Here is a 16,199-nt window from a genome sequence, read left to right as displayed (position 1 = left end):
TTTCCCTTGGGAATTGCGAAAAACAAAGGAGCAATTCCACAGAACCTACTGTCGGGTAGCGGCAGCCTCCTGCCGCGCCTCCGGCGGCGGCGCAGGAACCGAGATGGCCTCGGCGTCGAAGGCCTGCTTGACGCGTTTGGTGAGATCGATCTGGGTGGCGAAGAAATCCGCCGCTGACGTCCAGTAGCGCAAGGTGATGGCGACACTGGCGTCGCCAACGGTCGCAACGAAGGCGATCGGCGCCGGCTCGCGCTTGATGCGGCGCTCGCCAGCGGCGACACCAAGCATGGTCTTTTGCGCGAGGTCGATGTCGTTCCAGGAGCCTATGCTCAGCGTGATGTCGGTGCGGCGCACGCCGTTGCGGGTAAAATTGCGAACCGGCTGGTTCCACAGCGTCGAATTGGGCGCCAGCACATAGACGCCGTCCGTTGTGCGAAGCTTGGTGGCGAACAGGCCGATTTCCTCGATGGTGCCGGCAATGGCGCCGACCTCGACATATTCGCCGATGCGGAATGGCCTGAGCGCCAGAAGCATGATGCCGGCGGCGATGTTCTGCAGCGTGCCTTGCAGCGCCAGGCCGATGGCAAGGCCTATGGCGCCGATCGCGGCGATGATCGAAGCCGTCTGTACGCCGAACTGTCCCAGCACCATGATGACCACGAGAATCAGGATGGCGTAGCGCACGATCTTCGAGAAGAAATGCCGCAGCGTCGCGTCGAAGCCATGGATATGGCCGAGTCCGGCAAAGATCGAGCGTTCGGCAAGACCGGCCACGAGGTAGCCGACAACCAGCAGGATGATGGCGCCGATGGCAGAGAAAGAATAGGAAACGATCAGGGTGCTCAGTTGCGCAAGGCCGGCCTGCACGGTGAGAAGCGTGTTTTGGGGGTCGATGGGCATCAGGAAAATCCGGTTGGGCGATGGGTCGATAACGTGTCGATAACCCTGGCGGTCGCCATGGGTTCCGATTTTTTTTGAAGCCCGGCGGAACCGCAAGGTGGGCGCCACGTTCGCGCTGGCGCGGCCTGCGTCTTGAAACTGCAACGGAACTCTGCCTATCTATGGGGTGTCACCTGATTTCATGGGTGATTTGGTTGTTCTTGCTGCGAAAGGAAATACACTGAGAACAGCACTGCGGAAGAAGGCCGACATCGTGCCTTCGCCGGCCAGGATCAGCGTAGACGACGCCGTATCCCGTGCCATCAAGACAGTCCTTGCCAGTCTGGAAGACTCCAAGGCCGAAAATATTGTCTCAATCGACATTCAGGGGAAATCGAGCCTCGGCGACTATATGGTCGTCGCGTCGGGTCGATCGCACCGTCATGTCTCGGCTGTCGCCGACCATCTCCTCAAGGCGCTGAAGGATGCCGGCCTCGGCATGGCGCGCGTCGAGGGGTTGTCCGGCGCCGACTGGGTCCTGATCGATTCGGGCGATATCATCGTCCATGTCTTCCGCCCCGAAGTCCGCGAATTCTACAATCTTGAAAAGATGTGGCAGGCGCCGGATCTCGAGGAAGAGACCCTCCACTAAGCCGCACGCGCGGCTTATAGAGGCGGGATGAAAGTATTCGTTCATGCCGTGGGCCGGATGAAGACCGGCCCCGAGAGAGAACTCGCCGACCGCTATTTCGAGCGTTTCGCCAAGAGCGGCCCGGCGATCGGGCTCGAATTCTCCGGTGTCACCGAGATTGCCGAGGGACGCGCGCAGAACGCCAATGAGCGCCGCCGCGAGGAAGGGCAGAAGCTGCAGGCGCAGCTGCAGCCGGGAACGGCGCTGTTCCTGCTCGACGAACGCGGCAAGAACCTCTCCTCGGATGATTTCGCCACCCGAATCAGCCAGTTGCGCGACGGCGGCCGCAAGGCGCTGGTCATCGCCATAGGCGGCGCCGACGGTCACGACCAGCCGCTGCGCGACCAGGCCGATCTGGTGCTGTCGTTCGGCGCCGCGACCTGGCCGCACCAAATGGTGCGTATCATGCTGGGCGAGCAGCTTTACCGGGCGGCGACGATTCTCTCCGGCCATCCGTACCATCGGTCGTAAACCAGTGGACGCAATCACCGTCATACCGATTTCCGCCCCAATGCACCGCTGTCTTATGCTAAAGCGCGTCAGGCGGCGCGCTTTAGGTCTTTGGTTTATGCATGTCGTTTTCCTAAAACCGAGGTCACTTTTGGGCGACATGCATTCGGCTTCGGTTTCGATCATGGTTGATGGTTCGTTAACGAAGCCACGCATAGAGTCGGGCTTCAATGGCTGACAACGGGAAATCAGGAACGGGCTACGGGCGCGCGCGCTATGGCATCGCTGTCGCGGCGCTGTTGCTATCGCTTGGGCTTGCGCGGGCGCAGAGCACACTCGATATCGCGCCCGACCCCGACCAAAGCCGCGCCGAATATGAGAAGGTTTCGGCCGAGATCACCTTGTCGTCCGAACGGCTGGCCAAGCTTGCCGCCGACATTGCGGCGGTCAAGAAGGACCATGCCTCGATCACCGCGGCCCTGATCCAGTCGGCGATGACCGAACAGAAGCTCGGCCAGGACATCGAGGATATCGGCGCCAGGCTCGAAGGCCTGAAGGGCGAGGAACAGAAAATCCGCGTCTCGCTGGCGGCGCGGCGCGACGTGCTGGCCGAGGTGCTGGGCGCGCTGCAGCGCATGGGGCTCAACCCGCCGCCGGCGATCCTGGTCAAGCCGGAAGACGCGCTGTCGTCGGTGCGCAGCGCCATCCTGCTCGGCGCGGTGGTGCCGGAACTGCGCCAGCAGACCGACAAATTGCTGGCCGATCTCAAGGAACAGACACGGGTAACGGCCTCGATCGAGGCCGAGCGGACTCGGCTGACGGTGGCGGTCGGCGAGCAGACAGCGGAAAAGAAGCGGCTCTCCATGCTGCTTGAGGCCAAGCAGAAGCTCGAAGCGGACACCTGGACCGCGATCGTGGCGGAAAAGCAGCGCTCCCAAGCCCTTGCGGCCAAGGCCGGCAGCCTGAAGGAACTGATCGCCTCGCTCGAGGCCGACAAGAGCCGCAAGGCGGCGGATGCTGCGAAAGCTGGCGAGCAGAAGGCTGCCGACGCAGACAAGACCGACGCCGATACGACCGCGTCGACGGAGCTCGCCTCTCTGCCGGTGCCGGAAGGCAATCGCCTCACCGCCTCGGCGCCGTTCTCGGCGCTTCAGGGCCAGGTCGCACTGCCTGTCACCGGCAAGATCAAGCGCCGTTTCGGGGCCGATGACGGTAACGGCGCGGTGATGCTTGGCGACATGGTTGCGACACAATCGGGAGCCATCGTTACGGCACCGGCGGACGGAAATGTGCTTTATGCGGGGCCTTTTCGCTCCTATGGTCAACTCTTGATCCTCAATGCGGGAGACGGCTATCATGTCGTTCTGGCGGGGATGAGCAGAATCAGCGTCGCGTCTGGCCAGTCGGTGCTCGCAGGAGAGCCGGTCGGCGCGATGGGAGAGGCCCGGGTGGCAAGCACCTCGGCCTCGAAGAATGGAAATGCCACGCCGGAACTCTACGTCGAGTTCCGCAAGGATGGAAAACCCGTCGATCCGACCCCATGGTGGGCGGACCGCTTCTCTGGAAGGACGTGAAATGATGCGGAAACTGTCGCTTCTTATTGCCGGTGCGCTGATGGGCGCGTCAGCGATGAGCCTGGTCTATGGCGCGCCCGGCTCGACGGCGAACGCCGCAGGCTCCGAAACCTACAAGCAACTGGCGATCTTCGGCGACATCTTCGAGCGCGTGCGGGCGCAGTATGTGACGCCGCCGGACGACAAGTCGCTGGTCGAAAACGCCATCAACGGCATGCTGGCCTCGCTCGATCCGCATTCCTCCTACATGAATGCCGAGCAGGCGCAGGACATGCGCGTGCAGACCAAGGGTGAGTTCGGCGGCCTCGGCATCGAGGTCACCATGGAGAATGACCTGGTCAAGGTGATCACGCCGATTGACGACACCCCGGCCGCCAAGGCAGGCGTGCTGGCCGGCGACTATATCGCCAAGATCGATGGCCAAGAGGTTCGCGGCCTGACGCTGAACGACGCGGTCGAGAAGATGCGCGGCCTGGTCAACACGCCGATCAAGCTCACCATCCTGCGCCAGGGCGCCGACAAGCCGATCGAGCTGACCGTCGTGCGCGACATCATCAAGGTCAAGGCGGTCAAGTTCCGGGTCGAGAACGACATCGGCTACATGAAGATCACCTCCTTCACCGAAAAGACCTACGACGACCTTGAGAACGCCATCGACACCATCAAGAAGCAGGTGCCGAACGACAAGCTCAAGGGCTATGTGCTCGATCTGCGCCTCAACCCGGGCGGCCTGCTCGACCAGGCGGTGAGCGTGTCCGACGCCTTCCTCGACCGTGGCGAGATTGTCTCGACCCGCGGCCGCGACCCGAAGGATGTCACCCGCTTCGACGCCAAGACAGGCGACGACATCGGCGCCAAGCCGCTGGTCGTGCTGGTCAATGGCGGTTCGGCCAGTGCTTCGGAAATCGTTGCCGGCGCGCTGCAGGACCTGCGTCGCGCCACCGTGGTCGGCACGCAGTCCTTCGGCAAGGGCTCGGTGCAGACCATCATCCCGCTTGGCGAGAACGGCGCGCTGCGTCTGACGACGGCGCTTTATTACACGCCGTCCGGCAAGTCGATCCAGGGCAAGGGCATCACGCCCGACATCAAGGTCGACCAGCCGCTGCCGCCCGAACTGCAGGGCAGGGACCTGACGCGCGGCGAATCGGACCTCAAGGGCCACATCAAGGGCGCCGACGAGAGCGATACCGGTTCGGGCTCGGCTGCCTATGTGCCGCCGGATCCTAAGGACGATCTGCAACTGATCTACGCCGAACAGCTGCTGCGCGGCCAGAAGACCGATCCGGCGTTCCCGCCGAATCCGGAGAAGGCCGTGCTCAACCAGTAAGTCGACCGGCGAGACTCTTTGTTTGATGCATGTCGTTGTCCCAAAACCGGGACCACTTTTGAGCGACATGCATCTGGCTGCCTGATCGAAGCAATGCAATGCTGCCGGGACCGCAAGGTTCCGGCAGTTTGATTCGGAGGCAGTGGCTGGAGAGCGGTGCCTCAAAAGGCGCCGAGGACGCGCCGTCAGTTTTGGATCTGCGCATGGCGAAAAGATTTCGTGGATCATGCGCACGGGGATACGGCTTGGCTGACATCGGCAAGGACATAGAACGCCCGCTCGGACAGACCGTCCGGCCGCGCGCTGTGTCGCGCGGGTTGAGCGCCCGTGCTGTCGCGACGACGCTGGTCGTCCTGGCCGCGCTCGGCATCTCCGGCGCGATCGCGCTTCGCGAAAAGCCGTTCCGCAAGCCCGAACAGGCGGCGGTCTCGACGCCGAAGGTGACGGCGGCGGCGGAGCCTGCCGCGGCGGCACCGACTGCCGAGCCCGCAGCGCCGAAGGCGGAAACGCCGCCCAAGGCAGCCGGGCCGCAGATCATCCATGTGCAGACCCAAGAGGGCGACGGTCCGCCGAATGCAGCCATCGTCATCCATGACCCGTCGACGATCGGTCAGAATCTGAAGATCGCACATATTCCTGACAAGGCGCTGATCGAGGCCAGCGACACCGGCCCGCTGCCGGTCCGTGCCGCCGACGGCAGGCGGCCGTTCGACGTCTATGCGCGGCCGTGGTCCGGGTCGCGAGGCGCCCGCGTGGCGATTGTCATCGGTGGGCTTGCCGTGTCGCAGACCGGCACGCAGGCGGCGATCGCCAAGCTGCCGGCGGAAGTGACGCTGGCCATTGCGCCGCAAGGCAACAGCATCGGCCGCTGGATGCAGGCGGCACGGCAGAGCGGGCATGAGGTCGTCATGCAGGTGCCGCTCGAACCGTTCGACTATCCCAACGTCAATCCCGGCCGCAACACGCTGACGGTGGCGGCGAGCCCGGATGACAACCTGAAGAGCCTGCGCTGGGCGCTGTCGCGGACCACCAATTATACCGGCGTCATGAACTATATGGGCGCGCGCTTTTCCGCCGACGCGACGGCGATGGGACCGTTCATGGCCGAGCTAGGCAAACGCGGCCTTGCCTATGTCGACGACGGCTCGTCCGCGCGGAGCCTGGCGCCCGATCTCGCCTTGAAGGACGGCGTGCCGTTTGTCGCCGGCGATATGGCGATCGATGCCGTGCAGGATCGCGGCGCCATCCTGAAAAAGCTCGACGCGCTGGAAGCCACAGCGCGCGCCAAAGGCTCCGCCGTCGGTATCGGCTCGGCCTTCGATCTCACCGTCGACACGGTTGCGGCCTGGGTGCTCGAGGCGAAAAAGCGCGGCATCGAGATCGTGCCGATCTCGGCGGTGGCCATAGACCCGGAAAAAAATTAGCGCGAACTCCCGAAACGGCTGGACCTGACTGATGGCTAAAAAGATCGATCCCGAGACGCTGCCCTACCGCCCCTGCGTCGGACTGATGATCCTCAATGGCGACGGGATGGTCTGGGTCGGCCATCGCATCGCCGAGCCGGACAGCGAATTTGCCGGCACGAAGCAGCTCTGGCAGATGCCGCAAGGCGGCATCGACAAGGGCGAGGAACCGCTGCAGGCGGCGGGGCGCGAGCTCTACGAAGAGACCGGCATGCGCTCGGTGACGCTGCTGGCCGAGGCGCCGCACTGGATCAACTACGATCTGCCGGCCAATCTGGTCGGCATCGCCTTCAAGGGCCGCTATCGTGGCCAGACGCAGAAATGGTTCGCCTACCGCTTTCATGGCGAGACCAGCGAAATCCAGATCAATCCGCCGCCCGGCGGCCATACGGCCGAATTCGACGAATGGGCTTGGCGGCCGATGCGGGACCTGCCCGACCTGATCGTGCCGTTCAAGCGCAAGGTCTATGAGGACGTGGTGGCGGCGTTCCGTCACCTGGCATAGGCCGATATGACCGTTCGCGCGGTGCGGGATTCGTGCTTTATTGGTCCGGAAATGCCCAGCCGCGAGCCGCTTATGCAATGGCATCATGACGTAACGTTTGCGCTGCCCCTCACCTGCCTGCCGGCATCCTCTCCCCGTATAGTGACGGGGAGAGGGGCGCTTTCATCGCCGATTTCGGCAATCGCCGACGTTGCAAAAAAAGCGGCAAGGGTGAAGCCAGCCCTTTCTCCCCGTCACTATACGGGGAGAAATGTCCGGCAGGACAATGAGGGGCGGCACCAACCTCTGCGAGCTTGGCATGCTTAAAGCCGAAGACGCGATCAGCGAAGCGGCGGCCGGCGCGATCCTGACCATCGATCTCGGCGCGGTCAGGGAGAATTACCGGCGGCTGAAGGCGAGGCTCGGCGGCGCGCGCTGCGCCGGCGTGGTCAAGGCCGACGGTTACGGGCTCGGCGCGCGGCAGGTGGCGACGGCACTGGTTGCCGAAGGCTGCGACATCTTCTTTGTCGCGCATCCCACTGAGGGTGTGGCGCTGCGCGACGCACTCGGGCCGCGGCCGCAGATCCATGTGCTGAACGGCTTGCCGCCGGGCTCCGAGCCGGAGGCGGTTGCGGCGGATCTTGTGCCCGTCATCAACAGTGCCGGACAGCTGAAGGCATGGAGCGAGGCCGGCCAAAAGGCTGGCCGCAAGTTCAAGGCGGCCATCCAGGTCGATAGTGGCATGTCACGGCTGGGGATGGCGCCTGCGGAGGTCGAGGCGCTTGCGGCCGATGCCTTCGCCGGCGTCGACGTTGTCCTGGTCATGAGCCATCTGGCCCGTGCCGACGAACCCACCAATGCGGCCAATGATGCGCAACTCATGGAATTCGAACGGTTGCGCAAAATGCTGCCCAAGGCGCCGGCGTCGCTCGACAATTCCTCCGGCATCTTTCTCGGGCCACGCTATCGGTACGACCTCGCCCGCCCAGGTGCTGCGCTCTACGGCATCAACCCGACGCCAAGCGAGGCGAACCCGATGCTGCCGGTGGTAGGGCTCGAGGCAAAGATCATCCAGACGCGCAGCATTGAAAAGGGTGTGGGCGTCGGCTACGGCCATGCCTTTCTGGCCAGCGGTCCCTTGCGCGCGGCGACGATCTCGCTCGGTTATGCCGATGGCTGGCACCGGCGCGCCGCGTCGGCCGCCTGGTTCGAAGGTGTCAGGCTGCCCTTTGTCGGACGCGTGTCGATGGATTCGATCATCCTCGACATCTCGGCGCTGCCGGCCGGCCGCTTGCGCGAGGGCGACCTTGTCGAACTGCTGGGTCCGTCGCAGAGCGTCGACGATGCGGCCGGTCATGCCGGCACCATCGGCTATGAAATCCTGACCAGCCTCGGCCCCCGCTTTCATCGCCGCTACATCAACGAATAGAGGCGCGACACGCCACCCCTTGGCGGACGCGGCAAAATCCGGCAGACAGGAGGCGACGGCTTCAGGCACGGATAAGATGTCGTCGTGGAGAGTGATGCGATGAAGATCTTCGTGTTGGGCGGCGGCGTTATCGGGGTCACCACAGCCTACTATCTCGCCGAGGCCGGCCACGAGGTCACGGTGTTCGACCGCCAGAAAGGGCCGGCGCTGGAAACCAGCTTCGCCAATGCCGGCGAGGTTTCGCCCGGCTACGCCTCGCCCTGGGCCGGTCCCGGCATTCCGGTGAAAGCGATCAAATGGCTGTTGATGAAGCATGGTCCGCTGGTGGTGCGGCCGGCCTTCGATCCGCATATGTGGACGTGGCTGCTCAAGATGCTGCGCAACTGCACGGCCGATCGCTACGCCATCAACAAGGCGCGCATGGTGCCGCTCGCCGAATACAGCCGCGACACGCTGAAGGCGCTGCGCCAGGCGACCGGCATCGCCTATGACGAGCGCACCAAAGGCACGCTGCAGCTGTTTCGCACGCAAAAGCAGCTCGACGGCACCGGCGGCGATGTCGAGGTCCTGAAGAAATATGGCGTACCCTATGAGTTGCTCGATCCCGATGGCTGTATCGCCGCCGAGCCGGCACTGGCCGGCGTCAAGGAAAAATTTGTAGGTGGGCTCAGGCTGCCCGGCGACGAAACCGGCGACTGCAAGATGTTCACCGACCGGCTGGCCGAGCTCTGCGTGGCGCGTGGCGTCACCTTCGAATACGGCACGCAGATCAGGCGCTTCACCAAGAACCGCAATCGCATCGTCAGCTTCGGCACGGACCAGCGCTCGCGCGCGGCCGACGCCTATGTGCTGGCCTTGGGCAGCTATTCGGCACGCTTCATGCGACTGCTCAGGCGTCCGATCCCGGTCTATCCGGTTAAGGGTTACTCGATCACTGTACCGATCAAGGATGCCGCCGCAGCACCCGTGTCGACGGTGATGGACGAAACCTACAAGGTGGCGATCACCAGGCTCGGCGACCGCATCCGCGTCGGCGGCACGGCGGAGATTTCGGGCTTCGACCTCAGGCTGCATGAATCGCGCCGGCGCACGCTCGAACATTCGGTCGGCGATCTGTTCCCGGACGGCGGCGACATCAAGGCCGCGTCGTTCTGGTGCGGACTGCGGCCGATGACGCCGGATGGGCCGCCGCTGATCGGCCGCACCGAGTTCTCCAATCTGTATCTCAACACCGGCCACGGCACGCTCGGCTGGACCATGGCCTGCGGCTCGGCCAAGGTGCTGTCCGACATCATCTCCAGCAAAGTGCCTGATATCGATGTGCGGGAGCTGGGGCCGGAAAGATATTTGAGGTAGGGATGGGGCGAAAAGATACACATTGTGTATGCGCTTGTGTTATGATGGCGAGACAAGGGAACCCATCATGGCCACAAAGACCCCCAAGACCCACGCCAAGCCCATTAATCTGCGCATCCGTGAAGACGTCCGCAATCTGATTGACCGGGCTGCGAAGCTGCGCGGCAAGACCCGTTCGGACTTCATGATCGAGGCGGCATACCGCGCCGCAGAGGACACTTTGCTTGATCAGGCGCTCGTCAAGGTCGACGCCGCCAGCTATCGTCACTATTTGGCCATTCTGGACCGACCGCCGAGCGGGGAAGGCTTTGACCGGCTGATGAACGCTCCGAAGCCTTGGCAGAAATGACGCTGTCGGCGCCAACATTGCTGACTGATGCGCACGATCTCGAACTCTTTCAAAGTGGTACTGACGGCCTTGATCAATGGCTTCGCCGACGGGCGCGCGCCAATCAGGTCAGTGGGGCGTCCCGAACCTATGTTGTGGCGGTGGAGGGGCGTGTCGTCGGATATTATTGCCTTTCCTCCGGCGGACTAGATCTCGCCGACGCGCCGGGATCCATCCGCCGCAATATGCCCGATCCAATGCCGGTTGTGGTGCTTGGTCGTCTCGCCGTCGATCAGCGCTGGCAAGGCAAGGGTCTTGGCGCCGCGCTCCTGCAAGATGCCGCCTTGCGTGCGGCCCAGGCGGCGGCCATTCTCGGGGTTCGGGGACTTCTGGTTCACGCCATATCCGAAGAAGCGAAGGGCTTCTATGAACATTACGGGTTTGCTGCCTCCCCCAACAATCCGATGACGCTCGTTCTTTCACTGAAAGCTTCGACGTAGAGGCCGGACGTTTCCCAGGTCTAGAACGCTTCCTTCACCCAGCCTTTCGAGAACAACCACCGGTAGGCCCAGGGTATCCTCACCTTGGTCGAGACCGGGTTCGAATGGGCGACATAGTCGTCGTAGACCGGCTGCATCCTGGCGTAGAAGGCGGGGTCAAGCACCATCATGCCGTTCTCCAGGTCGTGGAAGAAGCTGCGGTTGTTGAGGTTGACCGACGAGATCGTCACCAGCCTTTCGTCGATCATCATGATCTTGGAATGCAGCACGACATCGGGCGCCTTGAATTCGCGGATGTTGATGCGGTCGCCATATTTCTCGACGAACAGCTTGTTGAGCGCGGTCAGCAACTTGCCGCCAATGTCGCCCTTGAGGTCGATGCGGCCGACAATGTCGATCCTGACACCGCGCGCCAGTGCCCGCTCGATGGCCAGGCTGAGCTTCGGCGTCAGATTGAGGTAGGGATTGACGATCTCGATATGGTGTTCTGCGGTGTCGATCAGGTCGACGAAATAGGTCTCCAGCGCGTGGTTGTCCTCATAAGGCACGGAGATGAAATGGCGCACCGTGCCTAGGGGGCGCCGGCCGTCGGTGCGCACCGGAATGGAGAAAGGCCTGATAATGTTGGTGTCGGCGTCGCGCAGCCACAAGGTCGAGAGGTGCGCAGCCAATATCTCGACCGTTGCCGGGTCGGCGAACTCGATGTCGAAATCGCTCCAGTTCGAATAGTAGTTCAGCGAGAAGCCGTCGGTCTTGCCGTATTGCTCAAGATCCGGATAGCGCGACAGGTTGATCGGCTTGTGGAACAGGAAGCCGTCATGGATGTTGCGGCCGCCGATGATGACGCGCGAGCGGGCGGGATTTTCGGCCAGCGTCGCCAGCATCTTGACGTGGTGGGTCTTGTGTAACTGGGACAGCTGCTCGTCGATCGGCGCGCCTTGGTCGGCCCGCCAGCGATACTCCTGCAACTCGACATTGGGGTAGTCGGCCGCCAGCCGGTGCAGCAGCGCGTCGTCCTTGTCGCGTTCCAGCACGTCGGTGACCATGATGCGCACCTTGGTGCCGAGGGCGGCGTGGTGGCGGATCAGCCGCTCGAGGATGCGGCCGGAAAAGTCGGCCTTGAACTCCAGCGACGACAGATAGATCAGCTTGAGTTTCGGCGCGCGCGAGAAATCGAGCGGCAGTTCCGGATCGACGTTGTCGAAGGCGCTGTCGGGCAGTGGCATGCCGAGCAGCGCCACGACCTTGGCGTTGAAGCCGTCTCGCGACTTGCGCAACAGGCTCGGCTGCCCGAGCGGTAGCGAGCAGGTCTGCGACAGCCAGCGGCCGGCATAGAAGACACGGTCGAGCTCCTCCAGTCCGGATGGATCGGGCACGGGACAGCGTTCGTAGCGGCTGTCGAGCTCCGCAAGCGCCGGATACGCAACCTCTTCGCGCAGGATGGTGAGTGGGGCGCCGGCTGGTGCGATGGCGGAACTGACCTTGAGACTGCAGCGGTTCAGACCATCGCTCGGGAACAGGCTTGCGGTTTGCTCGGCCGACAGGCGGAGCCGGAAGGCAGCGCCGCTCGCCACGCTGCGTGAACCACGGCCGGCACGGATCGCCAGCGCGCCGTCGCAGATGCCCGACAGGTTGACAGGCAGCTTTCCCGACTGGCGCAACACGATCTCGACCGAGCGCGCCTGCAGGCCGGAGAAGCTGAACGTCTTGGGCGCGGAGGGCCGGGCACCGGCGTCGATATAGAGCGTCTGCCGCGACACCCGCCAGCGGCCGTCGAAATGGCCTTCGCCAGCCGTGCCGCTCGCCGCTGGCATCTGCTCCGCGGTAACGGACTTTGCCAGCTGTTCCAATGTCCGGTAGGTGGCCTGGAAATCACTGTTGGCAATGGCATGGCGGTCATGGCCAAACGGACCGGTGCCGTTCGCCCTGTCGATGGCACCGATCTGGTTGTGGGCGAGCAGCGCCAGGAACTGTCTTTCGTAGTCGCCGGTGCCGGCATCGCCGAAAAACTGCGTGGCAGCGACTTGCGGTCCTGGCGCGTCGGCCGACAGCGAGGGCCGCGCGCAGTCCTCGTTAACAGGGAAGAAATCGCAGCTGTGTTTAAGCGGACCGGCGCATGCGGCCAGCGCTATAAGCGCCAGCCCGGCAAGGACCAGGCAAGTGGCGCGGTTCATCCCGCCGCCCCGTTCATGGTTTTCAGCTCGGCCGGGTCTCGGGGTGGCAGGAAGCCTTGCGGAAACACCTTGCAGACGGGAAGCGCAAAGGTGGCGATCAAAAGCTCGGCCTCGCCGCGCATCTTTCTCGGTGCCGTCCTGTCGTCGCGGATTGCCTTTGCCGAGGCGACGAGCGCGCCGTCGCAGGCGCAATGGTTGCGCCGCGCTATGTAGCAGGCGTCATGGACCTGGCAGGCGCTGTCGAGCCGGTCGACCGGCCGGGCCGAGAGGTCGCCGGTGCGGGTGCCCGGGCCGCAATAATTGCCGAAGACGAAGGGCGAGGGGCGGGCCATTGCAGTGCGGACCGGCTTTGGTAACTCGGCTTCCGGAACCTTGGTCCATGGGTTGGCGCAGGCCGAAAGCCAGGCCAGCAGGAGGATGGCAAGAACGGCTCGCATTGTTATCCGCGCCAGCTTTCCGAAAAAATGTGCCACCCGGCGCTCCACCGTATTTGCGGCAGAATCCTGCGCCTGATGCCACACTCATTGATTCCGTGGCAAGGGAAGGGGATTTTATGGCGAGGGAAAGGCGGCAGCTACACGAACAACCCACGTTCGCGCTCGACCGCCCTGGTGATGAAGTTGGCGACAATCTGCACGCGGCGCAGCGGGCGAACCGATTCATGATAGACCAGCCAGTAGGCGCGGCGGATCGGCGCTACGATGTCGACGGGGATCAGCTCCGGCATCGAGCGGGCGACGAAGGTATGCAGGATGCCAATGCCGGCGCCCGAGCGCACCGCCTCAGCCTGGCCGAGGGCCGAGGAAATGGCAAAGCTGGTGCGCCAGTCCGGGCTGAACTCGGCCGCATAGTCGAGCGACGGGCTGACGATGAGATCCGGAACATAGCCGATCAGCGTGTGCTGGCTAAGTTCCGCTGAAGTCCTCGGCAAGCCATGCGCCTCGACATAGCCACGTGAGGCAAACAGCCCCAGCGTGTAGTCGACCAGCTTTCCCGCCACCAGCCGGCCTTCGCTCGGTCGCTCGACGGTGATGGCGATGTCGGCCTCGCGCCGCGACAGCGAGAAGGAACGCGGCACCGGCACCAGCTGGATGGTCAGTTCGCGGTGCAGCGCCGTCAGCGCGCCGAGACGCGTGGCGAGGAAAGCGACGCCGAACCCGTCGGGCGCGCCGATGCGTACCGTGCCGGAAATATCGTCGCCTTCGCCCGACACGGTCGAGCGCGCGGCGATCATGTCGCCCTCCATGCGCTCGGCAATGTCGAGAAAGCGCTCGCCGGCCGGCGTCAGTTCGCTGCCGGTGGTAAGCCGGCGAAAGAGTTTTGTCCGCAATGCGTCCTCGAGCGCCGCGATGCGGCGCGAGACGGTGGCGTGGTTGAGCTCCAGCCGCTTGGCGGCGCCCAGGATCTGCCCGGCGCGAGCGACAGCGAGGAAGATACGGACGTCATCCCAGTTCATGGAAGTGGTCCGGATGATGATGGTCAACGTCGCGTTCTGTGGCGCCCCCCTCTGTCCTGCCGGACATCTCCCCCACTTGGGGGGAGATCAGCAGCCCGGCCGACCGGTCTCCTGTAACAGCGGTGGGGATTAGCGAAATCGGGGATGACCAAGCAATCTCCCCCCTTGTGGGGGAGATGGCCGGCAGGGCAGAGGGGGGCGCGAAGGGACTCAACCGGTTGTCCTTTAAGCAGATACTTGGTGACAACGTCATTTGCGGCAATTAATGCACACCCGGCTGCCGTTGTCTATTTCTTGCACAACGGTTGCGTTCTCCCTCGCGTTGCCTTCGCGCCGGCAAAGGCGTTGAATGCATCATCACAAACTCAGGGAGAGAAACCATGATCGAATACGGTCATTTCATCGGCGGCAAGCATGTCGCCGGGACCAGCGGGCGCAAGCAGGATGTCATGCAGCCGATGGACGGCACGGTGCGCGGCACGGTGGCGCTGGCTTCGCCAGCGGAACTGCGCACGGCTGTCGAGAATGCCAAGGAAGCGCAGCCGAAATGGGCCGCCACCAACCCGCAGCGCCGCGTGCGCGTCTTGATGAAATTCCTCGAACTGGTCGCCCGCGACTATGACGAACTGGCCGACATACTGGCGCGCGAGCATGGCAAGACCATCGCCGACGCCAAGGGCGACATCCAGCGCGGCCTCGAAGTGGTCGAAGTCTGCATCGGCGCGCCGCACATGATGAAAGGCGAATTCACCGACGGGGCCGGCCCCGGCATCGATGTCTATTCGATGCGCCAGCCGCTCGGCGTCGTCGCCGGCATCACGCCGTTCAATTTCCCGGCGATGATTCCGCTGTGGAAGATCGCGCCGGCAATCGCTTGCGGCAACGCGTTCATCCTGAAGCCTTCGGAGCGTGACCCGGGCGTGCCGATGCGCATAGCCGAACTGTTCATCGAGGCCGGCCTGCCTGCAGGCATCCTCAACGTCGTCAATGGCGACAAGGATGTCGTCGACGCCATCCTCGACGATGCCGATATCAAGGCCATCGGCTTTGTCGGCTCGACGCCGATCGCGCATTACATCTATTCGCGCGGCACGGCGGCGGGAAAACGCGTGCAGTGCTTCGGCGGCGCCAAGAACCACATGATCATCATGCCCGACGCCGACATGGACCAGACCGTCGATGCGCTGATCGGCGCCGGCTACGGCTCGGCCGGCGAGCGCTGCATGGCGATCTCGGTGGCGGTGCCTGTCGGCAATGACACCGCCAACCGACTGATGGAAAAGCTGGTCCCGCGTGTCGAAAGCCTCAAGGTCGGCCCGTCGACGGACTCCTCCGCCGATTTCGGCCCGCTGGTGACGCGCCAAGCTCTGGAGCGGGTCAAGGGCTATGTCGATATTGGCGTCAAGGAAGGCGCCAAGCTGGTCGTCGACGGCCGCGGCTTCAAGATGCAGGGCTACGAGGACGGCTACTATATGGGCGGCTGCCTGTTCGACAACGTCACCGCCGACATGCGCATCTACAAGGAAGAGATCTTTGGTCCGGTGCTTTCGGTGGTGCGCGCGCCGACCTATGAGAACGCCATCAAGTTCGCCAATGACCACGAAATGGGCAATGGCGTCGCCATCTTCACCCGCGACGGCGATGCCGCGCGCGACTTCGCTTCCCGTGTCCAGGTCGGCATGGTCGGTGTCAACGTGCCGATCCCGGTTCCGATCGCCTACTACACGTTCGGCGGCTGGAAGGCGTCGTCCTTCGGCGACCTCAATCAGCATGGTCCGGATGCGTTCCGCTTCTACACCAAGACCAAGACGGTGACGTCGCGCTGGCCGTCCGGCATCAAGGACGGCGCCGAATTCATCATCCCGACGATGAACTGAATATCGCCCATGCTGGGCTTTTGCGGGCGCCTCGTCTCTGCGGGGCGCCCGTTTTGAGTCCGGTGATGCCAATCCTGGCGGCGCTGGAAACGACGCTTGTTTTCGAGAAGCAGGGCCACCATATCGAATCCAGGGAGCGTTATAGTTGCTCCCGACGACAGACCGGAAACCAGAAGGAGTGACGTGATGAAGACGTCGAACCCGGCCTGGA

General features: G+C 63.7%; 15 protein-coding genes. 11 read left to right on the top strand and 4 right to left on the bottom strand.

The window, feature by feature from the left end; genetic code table 11:
* Positions 1-45: 45 nt before the first annotated feature.
* Positions 46-900, bottom strand: coding sequence for a mechanosensitive ion channel domain-containing protein (locus tag FJV77_RS29005; RefSeq protein WP_142869823.1), 855 nt, complete (start codon positions 898-900; stop codon positions 46-48).
* A 253-nt stretch (positions 901-1,153) separates the two neighbouring features.
* Between FJV77_RS29005 and rsfS the strand changes: the two genes are divergently transcribed.
* The 10 genes from rsfS (at position 1,154) to FJV77_RS28950 (ending at position 10,481) form a co-directional block, all read left to right on the top strand.
* Complete coding sequence (gene rsfS / locus FJV77_RS29000) at positions 1,154-1,531, top strand: ribosome silencing factor (RefSeq protein WP_112559829.1); 378 nt, start codon at positions 1,154-1,156, stop codon at positions 1,529-1,531.
* Between the two features lie 27 nt (positions 1,532-1,558).
* Positions 1,559-2,041, top strand: a complete 483-nt coding sequence (gene rlmH / locus FJV77_RS28995) for a 23S rRNA (pseudouridine(1915)-N(3))-methyltransferase RlmH (RefSeq protein ID WP_142869822.1) — start codon at positions 1,559-1,561, stop codon at positions 2,039-2,041.
* Between the two features lie 209 nt (positions 2,042-2,250).
* A complete protein-coding gene (locus FJV77_RS28990) occupies positions 2,251-3,594 on the top strand; it encodes a murein hydrolase activator EnvC (protein WP_142869821.1) in 1,344 nt (447 codons plus the stop codon).
* Between the two features lies 1 nt (position 3,595).
* Positions 3,596-4,921, top strand: a complete 1,326-nt coding sequence (locus tag FJV77_RS28985) for a S41 family peptidase (RefSeq protein WP_185970460.1) — start codon at positions 3,596-3,598, stop codon at positions 4,919-4,921.
* A 245-nt stretch (positions 4,922-5,166) separates the two neighbouring features.
* On the top strand, positions 5,167-6,345 hold the full coding sequence (locus tag FJV77_RS28975; protein WP_142869819.1) for a divergent polysaccharide deacetylase family protein: 1,179 nt from the start codon (positions 5,167-5,169) through the stop codon (positions 6,343-6,345).
* A 31-nt stretch (positions 6,346-6,376) separates the two neighbouring features.
* Positions 6,377-6,889, top strand: coding sequence for an RNA pyrophosphohydrolase (locus FJV77_RS28970; protein ID WP_142869818.1), 513 nt, complete (start codon positions 6,377-6,379; stop codon positions 6,887-6,889).
* 298 nt (positions 6,890-7,187) lie between these two features.
* Entirely contained in the window at positions 7,188-8,297 is a 1,110-nt protein-coding gene (alr, locus tag FJV77_RS28965) for an alanine racemase (protein WP_142869817.1), read from the top strand.
* 99 nt (positions 8,298-8,396) lie between these two features.
* A complete protein-coding gene (locus FJV77_RS28960) occupies positions 8,397-9,653 on the top strand; it encodes a D-amino acid dehydrogenase (protein ID WP_142869816.1) in 1,257 nt (418 codons plus the stop codon).
* A 67-nt stretch (positions 9,654-9,720) separates the two neighbouring features.
* Complete coding sequence (locus tag FJV77_RS28955) at positions 9,721-10,002, top strand: DUF1778 domain-containing protein (RefSeq protein ID WP_142869815.1); 282 nt, start codon at positions 9,721-9,723, stop codon at positions 10,000-10,002.
* Complete coding sequence (locus tag FJV77_RS28950; RefSeq protein ID WP_142869814.1) at positions 9,999-10,481, top strand: GNAT family N-acetyltransferase; 483 nt, start codon at positions 9,999-10,001, stop codon at positions 10,479-10,481. The genes FJV77_RS28955 and FJV77_RS28950 overlap by 4 nt, the downstream gene beginning before the upstream one ends.
* 20 nt (positions 10,482-10,501) lie before the next feature.
* Here the strand turns inward: FJV77_RS28950 and FJV77_RS28945 are convergent, their stop codons facing one another.
* The 3 genes from FJV77_RS28945 to FJV77_RS28935 form a co-directional block, all read right to left on the bottom strand.
* Entirely contained in the window at positions 10,502-12,655 is a 2,154-nt protein-coding gene (locus FJV77_RS28945) for a phosphatidylserine/phosphatidylglycerophosphate/cardiolipin synthase family protein (RefSeq protein ID WP_142869813.1), read from the bottom strand.
* Positions 12,652-13,092, bottom strand: coding sequence for a hypothetical protein (locus FJV77_RS28940; RefSeq protein ID WP_142869812.1), 441 nt, complete (start codon positions 13,090-13,092; stop codon positions 12,652-12,654). Before FJV77_RS28940 ends, FJV77_RS28945 begins: the two co-directional genes overlap by 4 nt.
* 137 nt (positions 13,093-13,229) lie before the next feature.
* Entirely contained in the window at positions 13,230-14,111 is an 882-nt protein-coding gene (locus FJV77_RS28935) for a LysR family transcriptional regulator (RefSeq protein WP_142869811.1), read from the bottom strand.
* A 380-nt stretch (positions 14,112-14,491) separates the two neighbouring features.
* On the opposite strand from FJV77_RS28935, the gene FJV77_RS28925 reads away from it, so the two are divergent.
* A complete protein-coding gene (locus FJV77_RS28925) occupies positions 14,492-15,988 on the top strand; it encodes a CoA-acylating methylmalonate-semialdehyde dehydrogenase (protein ID WP_142869810.1) in 1,497 nt (498 codons plus the stop codon).
* Positions 15,989-16,199: the final 211 nt, after the last annotated feature.

It is taken from the genome of Mesorhizobium sp. WSM4306 (genome assembly GCF_007003975.1).
Lineage (GTDB): Bacteria > Pseudomonadota > Alphaproteobacteria > Rhizobiales > Rhizobiaceae > Mesorhizobium.
This window is presented reverse-complemented; position numbering and strand designations above follow the sequence as displayed.